This window comes from Klebsiella sp. YJ (assembly GCF_002108615.1).
Classification (GTDB): Bacteria; Pseudomonadota; Gammaproteobacteria; order Enterobacterales; family Enterobacteriaceae; genus Klebsiella; species Klebsiella planticola.
On sequence record NZ_MTEG01000006.1, the window covers coordinates 200,345 to 217,345 of the forward strand.

Consider the following 17,001-nt stretch of genomic DNA (forward strand, 5'->3'; position numbering starts at 1 on the left):
GTGGGCTTTGTTGTTTTTGCCATCAGCCAATGCCCATTGCCTGCAGCGCAACCAGACTTAATCCCATCACCGACATGCCGCACAGTACGCCATAGCTTGGGTTGCTCTGCGGATCGATCTCTTTTGCCAGCGGCATTAGCTCATCGACCGACAGCGCCACCATGATCCCGGCAACGGCTGCCATGATGGCGCCCATCATGACGGGTGACACCAGGCTTCCGAGGATCAGCCAGGCCAGCAGGCCGCCGAGAATCTCCGCCATACCGGAAAGCCCGGCCCAGAGTACGGCCTTATACCGTGAACCGGTGGCGGCATAAACCGGGCCGGCCACCGCCAGCCCCTCGGGAATATTGTGTAAAGCGACCGCCAGCGCGACGCCCATGCCCAGCTCAAGGTTATTACTGGCCGTTACAAAGGTGGCGATCCCTTCCGGGAAGTTGTGCAGGCTGATGCCCAGAGTCAATAACATTGCGGTTCGGCGGAGGTTACGCGGACGCGGCATACCTGGCGACATGAGATCCTGTGGATGCGCGTGGGGCAGCATACGGTCGAGCGCAAAATAGCCCAGCAGGCCGATGACAAACATACCGTAACCGAGCAGCGGCGACATGCCCTCCGCGTTCAGCGCAGCGGGCAGCATCTCCATCAGTGAGATAAGCAGCATGATACCCGCGGCAAAGCCCAGGGAGAATCCCAGCAGCCGGTTGGATGGCTTCTGGCCCAGCACGCCAAAAATAGCCCCGATGAATGTGGCGCTACCCGCCAGCAGCGTCAATATTAAGGGTGACGACATTATTCATTTCCTTTGATAATGATTATCATTAATGATATCCAGATTATCAGCTCACGACGAGAGGGAGATGCGACCCTTTACAGCGAATTACATTCAAATTTTCTGACGATCATCATCATGCTTATCTGAGTTTATCCTGACGCAAAAACGCGTAATGTGAAGGCATCACAATTCCTCTGTTTAAGGATATCACCATGTCCCGTATCCGAATGCCAGCGTTGTTTTTAGGCCACGGCAGCCCGATGAACGTGCTGGAAGATAACATCTATACCCGCGCCTGGCGGCAGCTGGGCGAAACATTGCCGCGGCCAAAAGCTATCGTTGTGGTTTCTGCGCACTGGTTTACTCGCGGTACCGGGGTAACGGCCATGGAAACGCCGAAGACGATCCACGATTTTGGCGGCTTCCCGCAGGCGCTGTACGATACGCATTACCCGGCTCCTGGTTCACCTGAACTGGCGCAGCGTCTGGTTGAGCTGCTGGCGCCGGTGCCTGTGACCCTGGATAAAGAAGCCTGGGGCTTCGATCATGGATCATGGGGCGTGCTGATAAAAATGTATCCCGATGCGGACATCCCGATGGTGCAGTTGAGCATCGACAGCACCAAACCGGCAGCCTGGCATCTGGAGATGGGGCGCAAGCTGACCGCGCTACGTGATGAAGGCATCATGCTGGTGGCGAGCGGTAACGTGGTGCATAACCTGAGAACGGCACGCTGGCATGGCGAGAGCACGCCTTATCCGTGGGCGGAATCATTCAATGACTACGTCAAAACCAACCTGAGCTGGAAGGGACCGGCTGCAGAGCATCCGCTGGTGAACTATCTGGCGCATGAGGGCGGATCGCTTTCTAATCCGACGGCGGAGCACTTCCTGCCGCTGCTCTACGTTCTGGGTACCTGGGACGGCGAAGAGCCGATATCTATTCCGGTGGAAGGGATGGAGATGGGATCGCTGAGCATGCTGTCGGTGCTGATTGGGGCGTAGAAGATAGCGGAAAAACCCCGGCAGGCGTCAGCGCTGCCGGGGCAAATCTTATTCGACGAAAATGTGCGGATAGAAACGCGACAGATCCTGGGTGATCAGCGCCCGATCCTCGCGTACGCCGATCCCGGCTGGCCGATCGTTGATGAGCCAGCTGCCGATCAGCGTATAGCTGTCGCCAAACTTCGGCAGCGGATAGAACTCCTGCACGATGGTGCCTTCTTCTCCGTATGGACCCTCTACCGCTTCCAGCACTTTGCCGTTTTCCACGATCGACACGTTGGCCCCTTCACGGGAGAAGATCGGCTTAATGACGTACTTCTCCATCTCCGGATGCGCATCTTCGCTGAAGTAAGCCGCCAGCAGGTTAGGGTGGTTCGGGAACATCTCCCACAGCAGCGGAAGCAGAGCTTTGTTCGAGATGATGCTCTTCCACGCCGGTTCGAGCCAGCGTACGCCCGCGTCTTCCAGTTTGGTAGAGAACATCTCGCGCAGCATATACTCCCACGGGTAGAGCTTGAACAGGTTGCCAATCACCTGATCCTGCAGGTCGGTAAACTGACCTTTTTCACCCAGGCCGATATCTTCGATATACAGAAACTCGGTGGCCACACCCGCTTCTGCGGCACAGTCCTGCAGATACTGAACGGTACCGCGATCTTCTTCGGTATCGCGACAGCAGGCCATATGCAGCAGCTGGAAGCCAAACTGTTCGCGCAGCTCGGAAAAACGCTCGATCAGCTTTTCCTGCAGGCTGTTGAACTGGTCGCTGCCTGCTGGCAGCTGGCCGGCGTTGATCTGATCTTCCAGCCAAATCCACTGGAAAAAGGCGGCTTCATACAGCGAGGTCGGGGTGTCGGCGTTGTTCTCCAGCAGCTTCGGCTCGCCCACGCCGTCCCATGCCAGATCGAGACGCGAGTAGAGCGACGGCTGGTTGGTTTTCCACGACTGGCGAACGAAGCCCCAGGTGTGTTTCGGAATGCGGAACTTCGCCATCAGTTCATCGCTGGCGACGACTTTTTCCACCGCCTGCAGACACATCTGGTGCAGCCCGGCGGTGACCTCTTCAAGCTTTTCAACCTGCGCCAGCGTCAGTTTGTAATAGGCTTCTTCGCTCCAGTACGGCTCGCCATACATGGTATGAAAGTTGAAGCCGTATTCGGTCGCCTTCTCACGCCAGTCCGGGCGCTCCGTGATGCTGATTCTTTCCATGTGATTTAGCCGCCCATTGAGCGTTTAGTCGAACTGGTGCCTGCCGCGCTGCGCTGCATAGCAGATTGCTTCGCGACCGATTCACCAAAGCCGCCGCGGGTGACGGTGCTGGTGGTGGCGGGTTTTGGCGCCATCGCCGTTTTCGGTACGTTCATCGTCCGGCCCGGCTGTGCGGCGCCGTAGCTCTTACCGCCGGCATCGGTGTACTGGCCATAAGCTGGGCTGGCCGGGTTTTTCGAGCTGAACAGCGGCTGCTGTGCACCCATGCCGCCACCCATCATACGGCCCATCATGTAGCCTGCCATCAACGGCATCCAGAAGCTGCCGCTGCTTTGTGCCTGCGCCTGGTTTTCTGGCGCGACGCCTGCCTGAGCCGGCGTTTGCTGGCACTGGCCTTCGCCGAATTCAGCGACGCAATCTTCACGCGTGGCATATTTCGGCGCGGTACGTACCGCTTCCTTCTGTGCGTTGTTGAAAGCGGTGGTGCATTCAGCGCTTTTTCCCGGGTTGGCTGCAGAGCAGTCATCGGCGTTTTGGTACAGAGAAACCGTCTCGTCGGTTTTTTCACAACCGGCAAGCATAAATACGGCCGTAACGGCAAGGGCGACCGGCGTCAGATGGCGCGCGCTCCAGCTTTTACGGAACGAGGCATGATTGATATTTTTTGTCCGTTTCATATTTGTCTTCCAGGACCCAGTGGTATTGCGGTTTGTTAACGCTCAGGATAGAGGATGAGTGGTGGAAAATGAAGCGAAGAGGGAGGGAAAGGAGGGGATCTTTACGTTGCCTTACGTTTAGCGCTTCGCTTAGCGGAATTCGTTAAGCGAAGCGCCATGACGCAACGACGATTACTGGCGGAAAGGATTCGCGCCGCTGGTTTTCGTGGTGCGGGTCGAAGCCGGTGTTGCCGCCGGGGCTGCATTGCTGCTGTAGCCATCAGCGTTAGCATCCTGCTGCGGGGTTTCCGGTGCGACGCTATCTGGTGATGTTGAGACCGGTTTGCCCAGCGTGTTGTTCAGCGCAACCAGATCCTGCTCGTTCAGAGTACCGAGCGCAGATTTAATGTTCAGCTGGTTAATCAGGTAGTTATAACGTGCGCTGGAGAGCTGCTGCTTCGCGTTGTACAGGGTGGTGGTGGCATCCAGGACGTCGACGATGGTACGCGTCCCCACGGAATAGCCGGCTTCCATGGCATCAAGGGAGCTCTGCGCAGAGACCACCGCCTGTTTGTAGGCATTGATGCTGCTGATAGAGGCATTGATGTTATTAAAGGAAGAACGAACGGTCTGAACCACGCTGCGATGCGAGCTTTCCAGCTGTTCGCTGGCGCCAACGAAGTTGTACTGCGCCTGTTTCACCTGCGAGTTAACCATCCCGCCCTGATACAGCGGCAGCGAGAAGCTCAGACCGATTTTGTTCTGTCCGGCATCGTTGTCGTTATATTGGGTGCTGTTGTGGGTTTTGGAACCGCTGTAGGAGGTGTTTGAGACCCCGGTCGAGGCGGTTAAATCCAGGGTCGGCAGATGGCCGTCCTGCGCCTGACGAATCTGTTCGCGGGCGAGATCCTGGTTCAGACGCGCCTGCAGCAGCGACAGGTTACGGTTTTCCGCTTCCTTCAGCAGCGCATTTACCGTCTGCGGTTTGTTGGTTTTAAAGCCGTCTACGTTCAGCGATGCCAGCTCCGGATAGTAGTTGCCGGTGACCTGGCGCAGCGCTTCTACCGCGTTGTCGAGGTTGTTGCGCGCGGTTACTTCGTTTGCCAGCACTGAATCGTACTGTGAACGGGCGTTCTGCACGTCGGTGATTGCCACAAGGCCAACGTTAAAGCGCTGTGTGGTCTGATCCAACTGGCGGTAGATTGCCTGCTTTTGCGCTTCGGTATAGGAAAGCGTATCAATCGCGCTGAGGACGTTAAAGTAGGCTGTCGCGGTGTTCAGAATCAGCGTTTGCTGATCGGTCTGATAGGTGACATCCTGAATACCGGCCGCTTTTTCCTGCAGCGTCAGGGCGCGCCACTTCGACATATCAAACAGGGTCTGCGTTAACTGCAGCGAGCCGCTGGTGACGTTCGAGTTCACGCCGTTGCTGTCGCGATAGCCATTGGTGTAAGTATAATCTGCGCCCAGACCAAGCTGAGGCAGTAACGGGCTACGTGCTTCATTGATCTTCTCGAATGCAGCATCACGATCGGCTGCTGATTTACGCAGGTCAGGGTTGCTGACGCGCGCCTGCTGATAAACCTGCATCAGGTTTTCTGCCTGGCTCATGGCGCTGAAGCCAGTCAGGCCCAGACCGATGAGGATGGGGAAAAGTTTCTTCATTTGCATTCCTTGTTGTGAAGCATAAAGCGCTGCCCAAATTCTAAATATATTTGCTGATTGTATCGAGTCTGCCGCGGTAAAAAGTTGGCGTTACGTGCCATCCGGCGGTAATTTGCACCAATCTAACATACAGACTGTAAAACGATAGCCAAACGGCTTATAAATCCTTACTTTCGGATGCGCAGGACAGAGACAATGAGCAAGCCCAATCAGCAAGGAATTACCTTCTCTAAAAACGATGTAGAAATTATTGCACGCGAAACGCTTTATCGTGGTTTTTTTTCGCTGGATTTATACCGTTTTCGCCATCGCCTGTTTAACGGTGGGATGAGCGGCGAGGTGACGCGCGAAATTTTTGAGCGCGGGCATGCCGCAGTCTTGCTACCCTTTGACCCGATACGTGATGAAGTGGTGCTGGTCGAGCAAATCCGCATCGCCGCGTATGATACTAGCGAGAGCCCGTGGCTGCTTGAAATGGTCGCCGGTATGATTGAAGACGGCGAGACCCCCGAGGACGTTGCCCGCCGCGAAGCGGTAGAAGAAGCCGGGCTGATCGTCGGGCGGACAAAACCGGTCCTGAGCTACCTGGCAAGCCCGGGCGGCACCAGCGAAAGGCTGTCGATTCTGGTCGGTGAAGTCGATGCAACGACGGCAAAGGGGATTCACGGTCTGGCGGATGAAAATGAAGACATCCGGGTGCATGTGGTAAGCCGGGAGCAGGCTTATCAGTGGGTTGAAGAGGGGAAAATCGACAACGCGGCCTCTGTCATCGCCCTGCAATGGCTGCAATTGCATTATCACAATTTACGTAATGAGTGGACAAAATGAAGCGTTATACACCTGACTTCCCGGAAATGATGCGCCTGTGTGAAACCAATTTTGCTCAGTTGCGCCGCTTGTTGCCTCGAACCGATGCAGCCGGCGATGTCGCGGGCTATCAGGTGGGCAATGCGCAATATCGATTAACTATCGTCGAGTCGACCCGCTACACTACATTAGTGTCAATTGAGCAGACGGTTCCGGCGGTAAGTTACTGGAGTTTACCGTCAATGACGGTACGTCTGTATCATGATGCGATGGTCGCTGAAGTGTGTTCGACTCAGCAGATCTTTCGCTTCAAAGCAAAGTATGATTATCCTAATAAAAAGTTGCATCAACGCGACGAAAAGCATCAAATTAATCAGTTCCTGGCGGACTGGCTGAGATACTGTTTAGCACATGGAGCGATGGCGATTCCGGTTTGTTAGCGTCGTGAAACCTAAGGACACCATTTGGAAAGCCTGTTGAATCTGCCTCTGGCTGGTGAGACCAGAGTCAGGATATTACAAATTACTGATACTCACCTGTTTGCTGAAAAACATGAAACGCTGTTAGGTATCAATACCTGGGAAAGCTACCAGGCTGTGCTGGATGCCATCCATGCCTCACAGCGTCCATGCGATCTTATAGTAGCAACAGGCGATCTGGCGCAGGACCATTCAGCCGCGGCCTACCAGCACTTTGCTGAAGGTATCGCGAGTTTTGCCGCGCCCTGCGTCTGGTTGCCGGGCAATCATGACTTCCAGCCGGCGATGTACAGCACGCTGCAGGAATCAGGTATTTCCCCGGCCAAAAGGGTTTTGCTGGGCGATCATTGGCAAATATTGCTGTTGGACAGCCAGGTGTTTGGCGTTCCCCACGGCGAGCTGAGCGACTTTCAGCTTGAGTGGCTGGAGCAGAGGCTGGCGGAAGAGCCTGAGCGTTATACGCTGCTGCTGTTGCATCATCATCCGCTCCCTTCGGGTTGTAGCTGGTTGGATCAACACAGCCTGCGTAATGCCGGGGCCCTGGATCGAGCGCTGGCCGCTTTTCCGCGCGTAAGGCATTTACTCTGTGGCCATATTCACCAGGAACTGGACCTCAACTGGAACGGGCGGCGGATGATGGCAACTCCCTCGACCTGTGTACAGTTTAAGCCGCATTGCGCCAATTTTACCCTGGATACCATTTCTCCCGGCTGGCGCTGGCTGGAACTGCACGCCGACGGTACCTTGACCACGGAAGTTTGTCGCCTTAACGGCGTGAAGTTTCACCCGGATATCGCTTCAGAAGGATACTGATGGCTACGCTCCTTTATCTGCATGGTTTTAACAGCTCACCGCGATCGGCAAAAGCGACGGCGTTGAAGGACTGGCTGACGCAGACCTTTCCCGAGATTACGATGGTGGTGCCTGAGCTACCCGCCTATCCGGCAGAAGCGGCGGAGATGCTGGAAGCCATTGTGCTGGAACGCGGCGGGGAACCGCTGGGGGTGGTAGGCTCCTCGCTGGGTGGCTACTATGCCACCTGGCTATCGCAGTGTTTTATGCTGCCGACGGTGGTGGTTAACCCGGCGGTACGCCCGTTTGAACTGCTGAACAATTTCCTTGGCCCCAATGAGAATCCGTACACGGGGCAGCAATATGTGCTAGAGTCACGCCATATTTACGATCTCAAAGTCATGCAAATCGACCCGCTGGAAGCGCCTGATTTAATCTGGCTGCTGCAGCAAACGGGCGATGAAGTGCTTGATTACCGCCAGGCCGTTGCTTACTACGCCTCATGCCGGCAGACGGTAGAGGAGGGCGGCAATCACGCATTTGTCGGCTTTGAAGATCATTTCACTCAGATTATCGATTTTCTGGGTCTGCGTTAAGCGGCCCTGGATGACCTACGAATACACACCATGACGCAATCTTCATATAACGCTGATGCCATTGAGGTACTCACCGGGCTAGAGCCGGTTCGCCGCCGTCCGGGGATGTACACTGACACAACACGTCCTAACCATCTCGGTCAGGAAGTTATTGATAACAGTGTGGATGAAGCACTGGCTGGCCATGCCAAACGCGTGGAGGTCATTCTTCATGCCGATCAATCGCTGGAAGTGATCGACGATGGGCGCGGGATGCCGGTTGATATCCACCCGGAAGAAGGGGTTCCGGCGGTTGAGCTGATCCTGTGCCGGCTGCATGCGGGCGGCAAATTCTCCAGCAAGAACTACCAGTTCTCGGGTGGCCTGCACGGGGTGGGTATTTCGGTGGTCAACGCCTTGTCAAAGCGCGTGGAAGTGAACGTGCGCCGCGATGGCCAGATCTACAGCATCGCCTTCGAGAACGGCGATAAAGTTGAAGATCTCCACGTCACCGGTACCTGCGGTAAACGCAATACCGGAACCAGCGTGCATTTCTGGCCGGATGAGAGCTTCTTTGATAGTCCGCGCTTTTCCGTCTCGCGCCTGACGCATGTACTCAAAGCCAAAGCCGTACTCTGCCCTGGGGTCGAGATTGTCTTCCGTGACCAGGTAAACAACAGCGAACAGCGCTGGTGTTACCAGGACGGCCTGACCGACTATCTGTGTGAAGCGGTGAACGGCCTGCCGCTGCTGCCGGAAAAACCGTTCGTCGGTAACTTCTCCGGCGAAACCGAAGCGGTCGACTGGGCGCTGCTGTGGCTACCGGAAGGCGGGGAACTGCTGACCGAAAGCTACGTTAACCTGATCCCGACCATGCAGGGCGGTACCCACGTTAACGGCCTGCGCCAGGGTCTGCTCGAAGCGATGCGCGAGTTCTGTGAATATCGCAATATCCTGCCGCGCGGCGTGAAGCTGTCTGCGGAAGATATCTGGGATCGCTGTGCCTACGTGCTGTCGGTGAAAATGCAGGATCCGCAGTTTGCCGGTCAGACTAAAGAACGTCTCTCTTCGCGTCAGTGCGCGGCATTTGTCTCCGGCGTGGTGAAAGATGCCTTCAGCCTGTGGCTGAATCAGAACGTGCAGGCGGCGGAGCTGCTCGCCGAGATGGCCATTTCCAGCGCTCAGCGCCGGATGCGCGCGGCGAAAAAAGTGGTGCGTAAAAAGCTGACCAGCGGCCCCGCGCTGCCGGGCAAGCTGGCAGACTGTACCGCCCAGGATCTGAACCGTACCGAGCTGTTCCTGGTCGAAGGGGACTCGGCGGGCGGCTCTGCCAAGCAGGCGCGCGACCGGGAATATCAGGCGATTATGCCGCTGAAGGGTAAAATCCTGAATACCTGGGAAGTCTCATCTGATGAAGTGCTGGCGTCGCAAGAGGTCCACGACATTTCGGTGGCTATCGGCATCGATCCGGATAGCGACGACTTAAGTCAGCTGCGCTACGGCAAGATTTGTATTCTCGCGGATGCGGACTCCGATGGCCTGCACATTGCCACGCTGCTGTGCGCGCTGTTTGTGAAGCATTTCCGCACGCTGGTGAAACACGGGCACGTCCACGTTGCGCTGCCGCCTTTGTACCGTATCGATCTCGGCAAAGAGGTTTACTACGCGCTGACGGAAGAAGAGAAAGCCGGCGTGCTGGAGCAGCTCAAACGTAAGAAGGGCAAACCGAACGTACAGCGCTTTAAAGGGCTGGGTGAGATGAACCCGATGCAGCTGCGTGAAACCACGCTTGACCCGAATACCCGCCGTCTGGTTCAGCTGATTATCAGTGATGAGGATGAGCAGCAGACCACGGCGATGATGGATATGCTGTTAGCCAAGAAACGTTCGGAAGACCGTCGTAACTGGCTGCAGGAGAAAGGGGATATGGCGGATCTGGAAGCCTGACCTACTGTTTAAGCAGAACTGGCGCTCCGCCAGTTCTGACTCACTTCTTATTTTTTCTTCGCGCGCAGGCTTAAATGCCGGACTGCAGAATACGGATGCTGGTCTCCAGCACGTCGCCTTTCACCGCTTCAGCGTAGGCTTTCATATGCGGAGTTTGCAGATGCGCTTCAAGATGGGCAACGCTTTCCCACTGTTCAACCATGACGATCGAATCCGGGGAAGTGCTCTGGAAACTCACGCCGGCAGCGTGGTCAACCAGCGGCGCATAGCCGTGGCAGCCCTCTTCCTGTAAAACCACCGGAACAAGTTTTGCAAACTGATCAAGTACCGCCTGGCGATGATGTTGGCCCGGGCGTGTACGAATTTCTGCGATCACTGTTAACATGATTAACTCAACTCCTTCTGTATGTAGACCTTTAGTTAACCAAAAATCTGCGCCAGATGCTTGCGATATTCTGCTATGTCACGCGGAACATCCGGCATTTTAATGACGTCGTTGGCGATAAAGGTCGGCAGAGGGGTCATGCCGAGGAACTGGTTGGCTTTATGGAACGGCAGATAAACGCCGTCAACGCCCACGCCGTGGAAGAACTGATCTTTATCGGTAAAGGCATCCATCGGTGCGTTCCAGGTCAGGGAGAGCATGTACTGCTTGCCCTGAATCAAGCCGCCGGAACCATATTTCTTGCTGGCGTCGGAGCGGGTGCGCCCGTCGCTGGCATACAGCGAGCCATGCCCTTCGGTGAAGACGTCATCAATATATTTCTTCACGGTCCACGGCGCGCCCATCCACCAGCCCGGCATTTGCCAGATAACCACGTCGGCCCAGAGGAAATTCTGTACTTCCTGCTGGACGTCGTAATCGCTTTCCGCACGAACGATTTTAACATCATGCCCGGCGTCGCGCAGATAACCATCCGCGACCTCGGTCAGGGTGTCATTCAACTGGCCGTTTGAATGGGCGAATTTCTTCGCGCCGTTGATAATCAGGATGTTGCTCATTTTTTACCCTTCAGGTTTCGAGTTTGTCACTGATTTTACCCCGCGAGGCGGGGCGGTAAAATGAGCAAAATGTGCAAAGTCTTTTGCGTTAATTGCAATAATTGCTACCAGCGCACGCGCGCCGCGAAACCGCCTCCGGGCGCGTTGCTGAAGTCTACTGTCATCCGGTGCAGCGCGGCAATGCGGCGGACGATAGATAATCCCAGCCCGCTACCGGGCTCATCCTGACCGGGAGGGCGATAGAATCGTTCGCCGATCCGCGCCAGCGCTTCGGGGCTGACGCCCGGGCCATTATCGCGTACGGAAAACTCACGTGCATCAAGAGTGATATCGACCTGGCTGCCGGGGGGGCTGTAGCGTACGGCGTTATCCAGCAGATTACGCACCAGCAGACTCAGCAGCAGCGGCTGGCCAGGCTGCATGACCTGAGTTGCGTTCAGATGCAGGCGAAGCTCAATGCCCGCCTGCTGCGCAGAGTGGTACATCTCCATGACCGACGATTGCAGTAGCTCATCGATGGCAATCGTATGCACATCATCAAGCTGCGCCAGAGAATCGAGACGCGACAACGTTAAAAGCTGGTCTACCAGCCGGGTTGCGCGGTCAATCCCTTCATGCAGCTGCGCCAGCGCTTTCTCCCGCCCCTGCGGGTCGTCCATTGACAGCTGCGCGACTTCGGTCTGCACCTTCAGGGCCGCAAGCGGGCTGCGCAGCTCGTGTGCGGCATCGGAGGTAAACCGGCGCTCGCGTATCATGGTGTCATGGGTACGGGCAAACAGCTGATTCAGGGCATCGACCAGCGGCCGGACTTCACTGGGCACCTTGTCGACGTTAAGCGATTCAGCCGAGTCCGGCGCGCGCAGACGCAGCGTTCTGGTCAGCTGTTTTAACGGCGCCAGCTCCCGGCTCAGCAGCACAATCAGCAGCAGGAACATCAGCGGCAGCGCCACCAGCCAGGGGGTCAGCTGGGAGGTGACGATATCCAGCGCCATTTCCCGCCGGTAGTCCCACTCCTGACCCACGACAATACGGTAGCGGCCATCGCCGGTGGTTAACTGCAGGAAGCGCCATTCATCATCATCGTTATTCAGATAGCCATCGCTGAAGCCTTCCCGACGATTTTGCCACGGGATGTCCTGACCATTCTCGCCGTCGTGAAGCAGACGCTTGCCGTCGGCCGTGAAAATCGCGAACGCCAGCGCGTCGTCATCGAGGTGGCCGTGTTTGATCTTCTTTTTTGTCCGCACCGGCGCCGTGAGCGTATGCAGCTCGTCGAAATTCATGGCGCTCAGTCGGCGGGCAAACAGCAGCTGTTGGGTATCAAAGAGCTTATCCAGCTTTTCCGTGGTTTGTTGCCAGGCAATCAAACAGGCGATGCCCCAGGCTGCACTGGTCAGCAGGAAAAAAAGGAGCGTCAGGCGGACGCGCAGGCTAAGTCGTTTCATGCATCACCGAGGGTATAGCCGATACCGTGAACGGTACGAATAAATTCACTGCCGAGCTTGCGGCGCAGGTGATGAACGTGCACCTCGACCGCGTTGCTGGAGACATCGTCGTCCCAGGTATAGAGTTTCTCTTCAATGAGCTTGCGTGGCAGAACGCGTCCGGCATTGCGCATCAGCAGCTCCAGCAAGGCGAACTCTTTTGGTTTCAGCGCCAGGTTGTCGCCGTTCACCGTCACGGTCAGGCCAATGGGATCGAGCGCAACGTGGCCATGGCGCAGCTCGCTGCTGCTCTGGCCGTGGGCGCGACGAATCAGGGCCTCCAGACGAGCGGCAACTTCAATCAGCGCGAAAGGTTTACACAGATAGTCATCGGCGCCGAGGCGCAGCCCTTCAACCCGCTGGCTGAGCGCATCGCGGGCCGTGAGGATCAGTACCGGCTCGTGGCGGCCCTGATGGCGCCATTCGCGCAGGATATCCAGCCCGTCGATACCGGGCAGCGTCAGGTCGAGGATCGCCGCGTCATAGGGCGCCGTATAGAGCGCGGCTTTGCCCTCTTCGCCACGGGTAAACCAGTCGATGCTGAAGCCCATTTTCGTCAGCCCGACTTTAATGCCATCGCCGATGAGCTTGTCGTCTTCCACCAGTAAAATGCGCATTGGCCGCTCCTGTGGCTGTCATGTGTACGCGCAGTAAACCGCGTTGCGGCAGGCGCTGTACAGTAATAAAATTTCTTTTTTCTGCTTAAGAAGTCGTTAAGTTTTGCCTGATGTAATCATGGTCATATAACCAGACAAGGGAGAACATCTTATGAAGAAAATGGCTGCAATGACCGCGATCGTCGCTTTAATTTCTATGCCGGTGCTGGCTGCTGAACAAGGTGGTTTTAACGGACCGGGCGCGACGCAAACCAGCCAGACGTCTACGCAAAAAGGCGGTTTTATTGGCCCGAGCGGGAGCGTAACGACGGTGGAAAACGCCAAATCCTTGCGTGATGACACCTGGGTGACCCTGCGCGGTAAAATCGTGCAGCGGATTTCCGACGATCTGTATAAATTCCAGGATGCTTCCGGGACGGTGAATGTGGATATTGACCATAAGCGCTGGAACGGCCTGACCGTCACACCGCAGGACACCGTTGAGATCCAGGGGGAGGTCGACAAAGACTGGAACTCGGTTGAAATCGATGTGAAGCAAATCACTAAAGTCGCGCCGTAATCTCGACATCGCGCAAGATCGGTCAGGAATCGCTATCCTCGCTCTGCCAGAGTATGTCCGCAGGAGGAGACGATGAACGAGACCAGAACCAGCCCGGCGTACGCCGGGCGTTTCCAGCGAGTGTGTTTATACATTGAGCGTCATCTCGATGAACCCCTGTCGCTGGAGACGCTGAGCGCGATCGCGCACAGCTCGCCGTACCACTTTCACCGGCAATTCACTGCCTGTAGCGGCGTACCGCTATATCGCTATATCCAGTGGCTACGTCTGCGCCGCGCTTGCTGGCGACTGGCGTTCAGGCCGCAGGATAAAATCATCGATATTGCCCTTGATGCCGGCTTTCAGAATCCGGAATCGTTCAGTCGTGCTTTCCGTGCCGCGTTCGCTCAAAGCCCCAGCCAGTTCCGTCAACAGCCGGACTGGCAGGAGTGGCACCGACGCGTTCCGAAACATACGTTACAGGAGCAACATCCGATGGTGGTTAAAATAGTCCAGTTCCCTGAGACGCAGGTGGCGATGTTGCGCCACCGCGGCAGTCCTGATTTGGTCAATGCTACGGCGGCGCAGTTTATTGCCTGGCGTAAGGCGAGCGGGTTATCGCCGATCGCCACCAGCGCGACCTGGGGCGTGTCGTGGGACGATCCCGCGACCACCCCCGCTGACGATTTCCGTTTTGATATCTGCGGGTCAGTCAGTGAACCGATAGCGGAAAACACCTTTGGCGTGGTGAATGGCACTATTCCGGGCGGGCGATGCGCAGTGGCGCGCCACCACGGCTCTCTGGATACGCTCGCGCAAAGCATCTGGTCTCTCTACCGCGACTGGCTACCGACGTCGGGTGAAACGCCACGCGATTTTCCGCTGTTTTTTCGTTACCTCAACTTTGTCCATGAAGTCGGCGAACACGAGCTACAGACCGATATTTATCTGCCGTTACGCTGATTAGCGCCAGCGGAATCCTCAGCCGATCTCACGGCCTGTGACTCAGGGCGTGAGATCGGGTATTATCGCCGGTAGTTTTGCCGCCCGCACGGTCGGTACGCAGATTGAGGATTCACGATTAATGAGCGATATGGCAGAGCGCCTTGCGCTGCATGAATTTACGGAAAATGCTTACCTGAACTATTCCATGTACGTCATCATGGACAGGGCGTTGCCGTTTATTGGCGATGGTCTGAAGCCGGTCCAGCGTCGCATCGTTTATGCGATGTCTGAGCTGGGGCTGAACGCCAGCGCGAAGTTCAAAAAGTCCGCCCGCACCGTGGGTGATGTGCTGGGTAAATATCACCCGCACGGCGATAGCGCATGCTATGAAGCTATGGTGCTGATGGCGCAGCCATTCTCCTACCGCTACCCGCTGGTGGATGGGCAGGGGAACTGGGGGGCGCCGGACGATCCTAAATCCTTCGCCGCGATGCGTTATACCGAATCCCGTTTGTCGAAGTATGCGGAACTGCTGCTGGGCGAACTGGGGCAGGGAACTGTCGACTGGGTGCCGAACTTCGACGGGACGATGCAGGAGCCGAAAATGCTGCCTGCGCGTCTGCCGAATATTCTGCTGAACGGCACTACCGGCATCGCCGTCGGTATGGCAACCGATATTCCTCCGCACAACCTGCGTGAAGTGGCGCAGGCGGCGATTACCCTGATCGAAAAACCGCAGACCTCGCTCGACGAACTGCTGGATATCGTTCACGGACCCGACTACCCGACTGAAGCCGAAATCATTACTCCACGCGCGGAGATCCGCAAAATCTACCAGAACGGCCGCGGTTCGGTGCGGATGCGCGCGGTATGGAAAAAAGAGGACGGCGCGGTCGTGATTACGGCGTTGCCGCATCAGGTTTCCGGCGCCCGCGTGCTGGAGCAAATTGCCGCTCAGATGCGCAACAAAAAGCTGCCGATGGTTGACGATCTGCGCGATGAGTCGGACCACGAAAACCCGACTCGCCTGGTGATCGTCCCGCGTTCGAATCGCGTGGATATGGAACAGGTGATGAATCATCTGTTCGCGACCACCGATCTTGAAAAAAGCTATCGCATCAACCTGAACATGATCGGCCTCGACAACCGTCCGGCGGTGAAAAACCTGCTGGAGATTCTCGCGGAGTGGCTGACTTTCCGCCGCGATACCGTGCGTCGTCGTCTGAATTACCGCCTGGAGAAAGTGCTCAAGCGTCTGCACATCCTCGAAGGTTTGCTGGTCGCGTTCCTCAACATCGATGAAGTGATTGAAATTATCCGCCACGAGGATGAACCGAAGCCGGCCCTGATGTCGCGTTTTGGCATCAGCGAAACCCAGGCGGAAGCGATCCTTGAGCTGAAACTGCGTCACCTCGCCCGACTGGAAGAGATGAAGATCCGCGGCGAGCAGAGCGATCTGGAAAAAGAGCGCGATCAGCTGCAGGCGATTCTGGCCTCTGAACGGAAGATGAACAACCTGCTGAAGAAAGAGCTGCAGGCCGATGCCGAAACCTTCGGCGACGATCGTCGTTCACCGCTGCGCGAGCGCGAAGAAGCAAAAGCGATGAGCGAGCACGACATGCTGCCGTCTGAACCGGTGACCATCGTACTGTCGCAAATGGGCTGGGTGCGAAGCGCCAAAGGCCACGATATTGACGCGCAGGGCCTGAGCTATAAAGCGGGCGATAGCTGGAAGGCGTCGTCGAAAGGCAAGAGCAACCAGCCGGTGGTGTTTATTGATACCACCGGGCGTAGCTACGCCATCGATCCTATTACGCTGCCGTCGGCACGCGGTCAGGGCGAGCCGATTACCGGTAAACTGACGCTACCGCCGGGCGCCAGCGTTGAACATATGCTGATGGAAAGCGACGATCGCAAGCTGCTGATGGCCTCCGACGCCGGCTACGGTTTCGTCTGTACCTTTAACGATCTGGTAGCGCGCAACCGCGCAGGCAAGGCGCTGATTACGTTGCCAGATAACGCGCGCGTCATGGCGCCGCTGGTGATTGAAGATGATTCAGACATGCTGCTGGCGATCACCGCTGCCGGACGCATGCTGATGTTCCCGGTCAGCGACTTACCGCAGCTGTCGAAAGGTAAGGGGAATAAGATTATCAATATTCCGTCGGCGGAAGCGGCTTCCGGTCAGGATGGCCTGGCGCACTTGTTCGTGCTGCCGCCGCAGAGCACGCTGACTATCCACGTCGGGAAGCGCAAGATTAAACTGCGTCCCGAAGAGCTGCAAAAAGTCACCGGTGAGCGCGGTCGTCGCGGCTCGCTGATGCGCGGACTGCAGAAAATCGATCGTGTGGAAATCGATTCACCGCGTCGGGCATCGTCGGCGGGCGATAGCGAAGAGTAAGATGAGCCTCCCCTGCTATCCGGTAGGGGAGGCTAAAATTTGCCGCAAAATCGTTGTTTATTCAGGTGTTGCGATTAACAATAGGCGCAAAATCATTCAAGATAC

The 17,001-nt window shown here is 56.6% G+C and carries 17 protein-coding genes; 9 read left to right on the top strand and 8 right to left on the bottom strand.

From position 1 onward, the window contains the following. Positions 1-22: 22 nt before the first annotated feature. A complete protein-coding gene (gene zupT / locus BV390_RS08365; RefSeq protein WP_032697551.1) occupies positions 23-793 on the bottom strand; it encodes a zinc transporter ZupT in 771 nt (256 codons plus the stop codon). Positions 794-987: 194 nt separating this feature from the next. On the opposite strand from zupT, the gene ygiD reads away from it, so the two are divergent. After that, positions 988-1,779: a 4,5-DOPA-extradiol-dioxygenase gene (ygiD, locus tag BV390_RS08370; protein WP_085396806.1), complete on the top strand. Its 792-nt coding sequence runs from the start codon at positions 988-990 to the stop codon at positions 1,777-1,779. Positions 1,780-1,827: 48 nt separating this feature from the next. Here the strand turns inward: ygiD and BV390_RS08375 are convergent, their stop codons facing one another. The 3 genes from BV390_RS08375 to tolC all read right to left on the bottom strand — a co-directional run bounded on the left by BV390_RS08375 (position 1,828) and on the right by tolC (position 5,309). After that, a complete protein-coding gene (locus tag BV390_RS08375; protein ID WP_032690677.1) occupies positions 1,828-2,988 on the bottom strand; it encodes a glutathionylspermidine synthase family protein in 1,161 nt (386 codons plus the stop codon). A 5-nt stretch (positions 2,989-2,993) separates the two neighbouring features. Beyond that, positions 2,994-3,665 carry a DUF1190 family protein gene (locus tag BV390_RS08380; protein ID WP_004867777.1) on the bottom strand — a complete coding sequence of 224 codons (672 nt, stop codon included), beginning with the start codon at positions 3,663-3,665 and terminating at the stop codon, positions 2,994-2,996. A gap of 171 nt (positions 3,666-3,836) precedes the next feature. Continuing rightward, entirely contained in the window at positions 3,837-5,309 is a 1,473-nt protein-coding gene (gene tolC / locus BV390_RS08385; RefSeq protein ID WP_032690679.1) for an outer membrane channel protein TolC, read from the bottom strand. Positions 5,310-5,504: 195 nt separating this feature from the next. Here tolC and nudF point away from each other — a divergent pair, with 195 nt between their 5' ends. Genes nudF through parE form a run of 5 tightly spaced genes read left to right on the top strand, consistent with a single transcriptional unit; the run spans position 5,505 to position 9,909 of the window. Further along, positions 5,505-6,137: an ADP-ribose diphosphatase gene (gene nudF / locus BV390_RS08390; RefSeq protein ID WP_032690681.1), complete on the top strand. Its 633-nt coding sequence runs from the start codon at positions 5,505-5,507 to the stop codon at positions 6,135-6,137. Then, a complete protein-coding gene (locus BV390_RS08395) occupies positions 6,134-6,556 on the top strand; it encodes a DUF1249 family protein (RefSeq protein ID WP_004867771.1) in 423 nt (140 codons plus the stop codon). The genes nudF and BV390_RS08395 overlap by 4 nt, the downstream gene beginning before the upstream one ends. Before the next feature lie 24 nt (positions 6,557-6,580). Next, positions 6,581-7,408: a 3',5'-cyclic-AMP phosphodiesterase gene (gene cpdA / locus BV390_RS08400; RefSeq protein ID WP_032697553.1), complete on the top strand. Its 828-nt coding sequence runs from the start codon at positions 6,581-6,583 to the stop codon at positions 7,406-7,408. Next, positions 7,408-7,983 (top strand): esterase YqiA, encoded by a 576-nt coding sequence (yqiA, locus tag BV390_RS08405; RefSeq protein WP_004867764.1) that lies wholly within the window; start codon positions 7,408-7,410, stop codon positions 7,981-7,983. Before cpdA ends, yqiA begins: the two co-directional genes overlap by 1 nt. Positions 7,984-8,013: 30 nt before the next feature. Beyond that, a complete protein-coding gene (parE, locus tag BV390_RS08410; RefSeq protein ID WP_004867763.1) occupies positions 8,014-9,909 on the top strand; it encodes a DNA topoisomerase IV subunit B in 1,896 nt (631 codons plus the stop codon). 70 nt (positions 9,910-9,979) lie between these two features. Here parE and BV390_RS08415 read toward each other — a convergent pair whose 3' ends face one another. The 4 genes from BV390_RS08415 to qseB form a co-directional block, all read right to left on the bottom strand. Then, the gene (locus BV390_RS08415) at positions 9,980-10,294 is read right to left on the bottom strand and encodes a putative quinol monooxygenase (protein ID WP_004867760.1); all 315 of its coding nucleotides are present in this window, start codon (positions 10,292-10,294) and stop codon (positions 9,980-9,982) included. 35 nt (positions 10,295-10,329) lie between these two features. Then, positions 10,330-10,911 carry an NAD(P)H-dependent oxidoreductase gene (locus BV390_RS08420; RefSeq protein ID WP_032690684.1) on the bottom strand — a complete coding sequence of 194 codons (582 nt, stop codon included), beginning with the start codon at positions 10,909-10,911 and terminating at the stop codon, positions 10,330-10,332. Positions 10,912-11,015: 104 nt separating this feature from the next. Continuing rightward, a complete protein-coding gene (gene qseC / locus BV390_RS08425) occupies positions 11,016-12,356 on the bottom strand; it encodes a quorum sensing histidine kinase QseC (RefSeq protein ID WP_032698766.1) in 1,341 nt (446 codons plus the stop codon). Then, positions 12,353-13,012: a quorum sensing response regulator transcription factor QseB gene (gene qseB, locus BV390_RS08430; protein WP_032690686.1), complete on the bottom strand. Its 660-nt coding sequence runs from the start codon at positions 13,010-13,012 to the stop codon at positions 12,353-12,355. Before qseB ends, qseC begins: the two co-directional genes overlap by 4 nt. A gap of 151 nt (positions 13,013-13,163) precedes the next feature. On the opposite strand from qseB, the gene BV390_RS08435 reads away from it, so the two are divergent. From BV390_RS08435 to parC, 3 genes are all read left to right on the top strand, one after another. Next, positions 13,164-13,571: a YgiW/YdeI family stress tolerance OB fold protein gene (locus BV390_RS08435; protein WP_032690687.1), complete on the top strand. Its 408-nt coding sequence runs from the start codon at positions 13,164-13,166 to the stop codon at positions 13,569-13,571. 72 nt (positions 13,572-13,643) lie between these two features. Continuing rightward, positions 13,644-14,513: an AraC family transcriptional regulator gene (locus tag BV390_RS08440; RefSeq protein ID WP_047663509.1), complete on the top strand. Its 870-nt coding sequence runs from the start codon at positions 13,644-13,646 to the stop codon at positions 14,511-14,513. A 121-nt stretch (positions 14,514-14,634) separates the two neighbouring features. Further along, positions 14,635-16,896 (top strand): DNA topoisomerase IV subunit A, encoded by a 2,262-nt coding sequence (parC, locus tag BV390_RS08445; RefSeq protein ID WP_032690689.1) that lies wholly within the window; start codon positions 14,635-14,637, stop codon positions 16,894-16,896. Positions 16,897-17,001 lie beyond the last annotated feature (105 nt).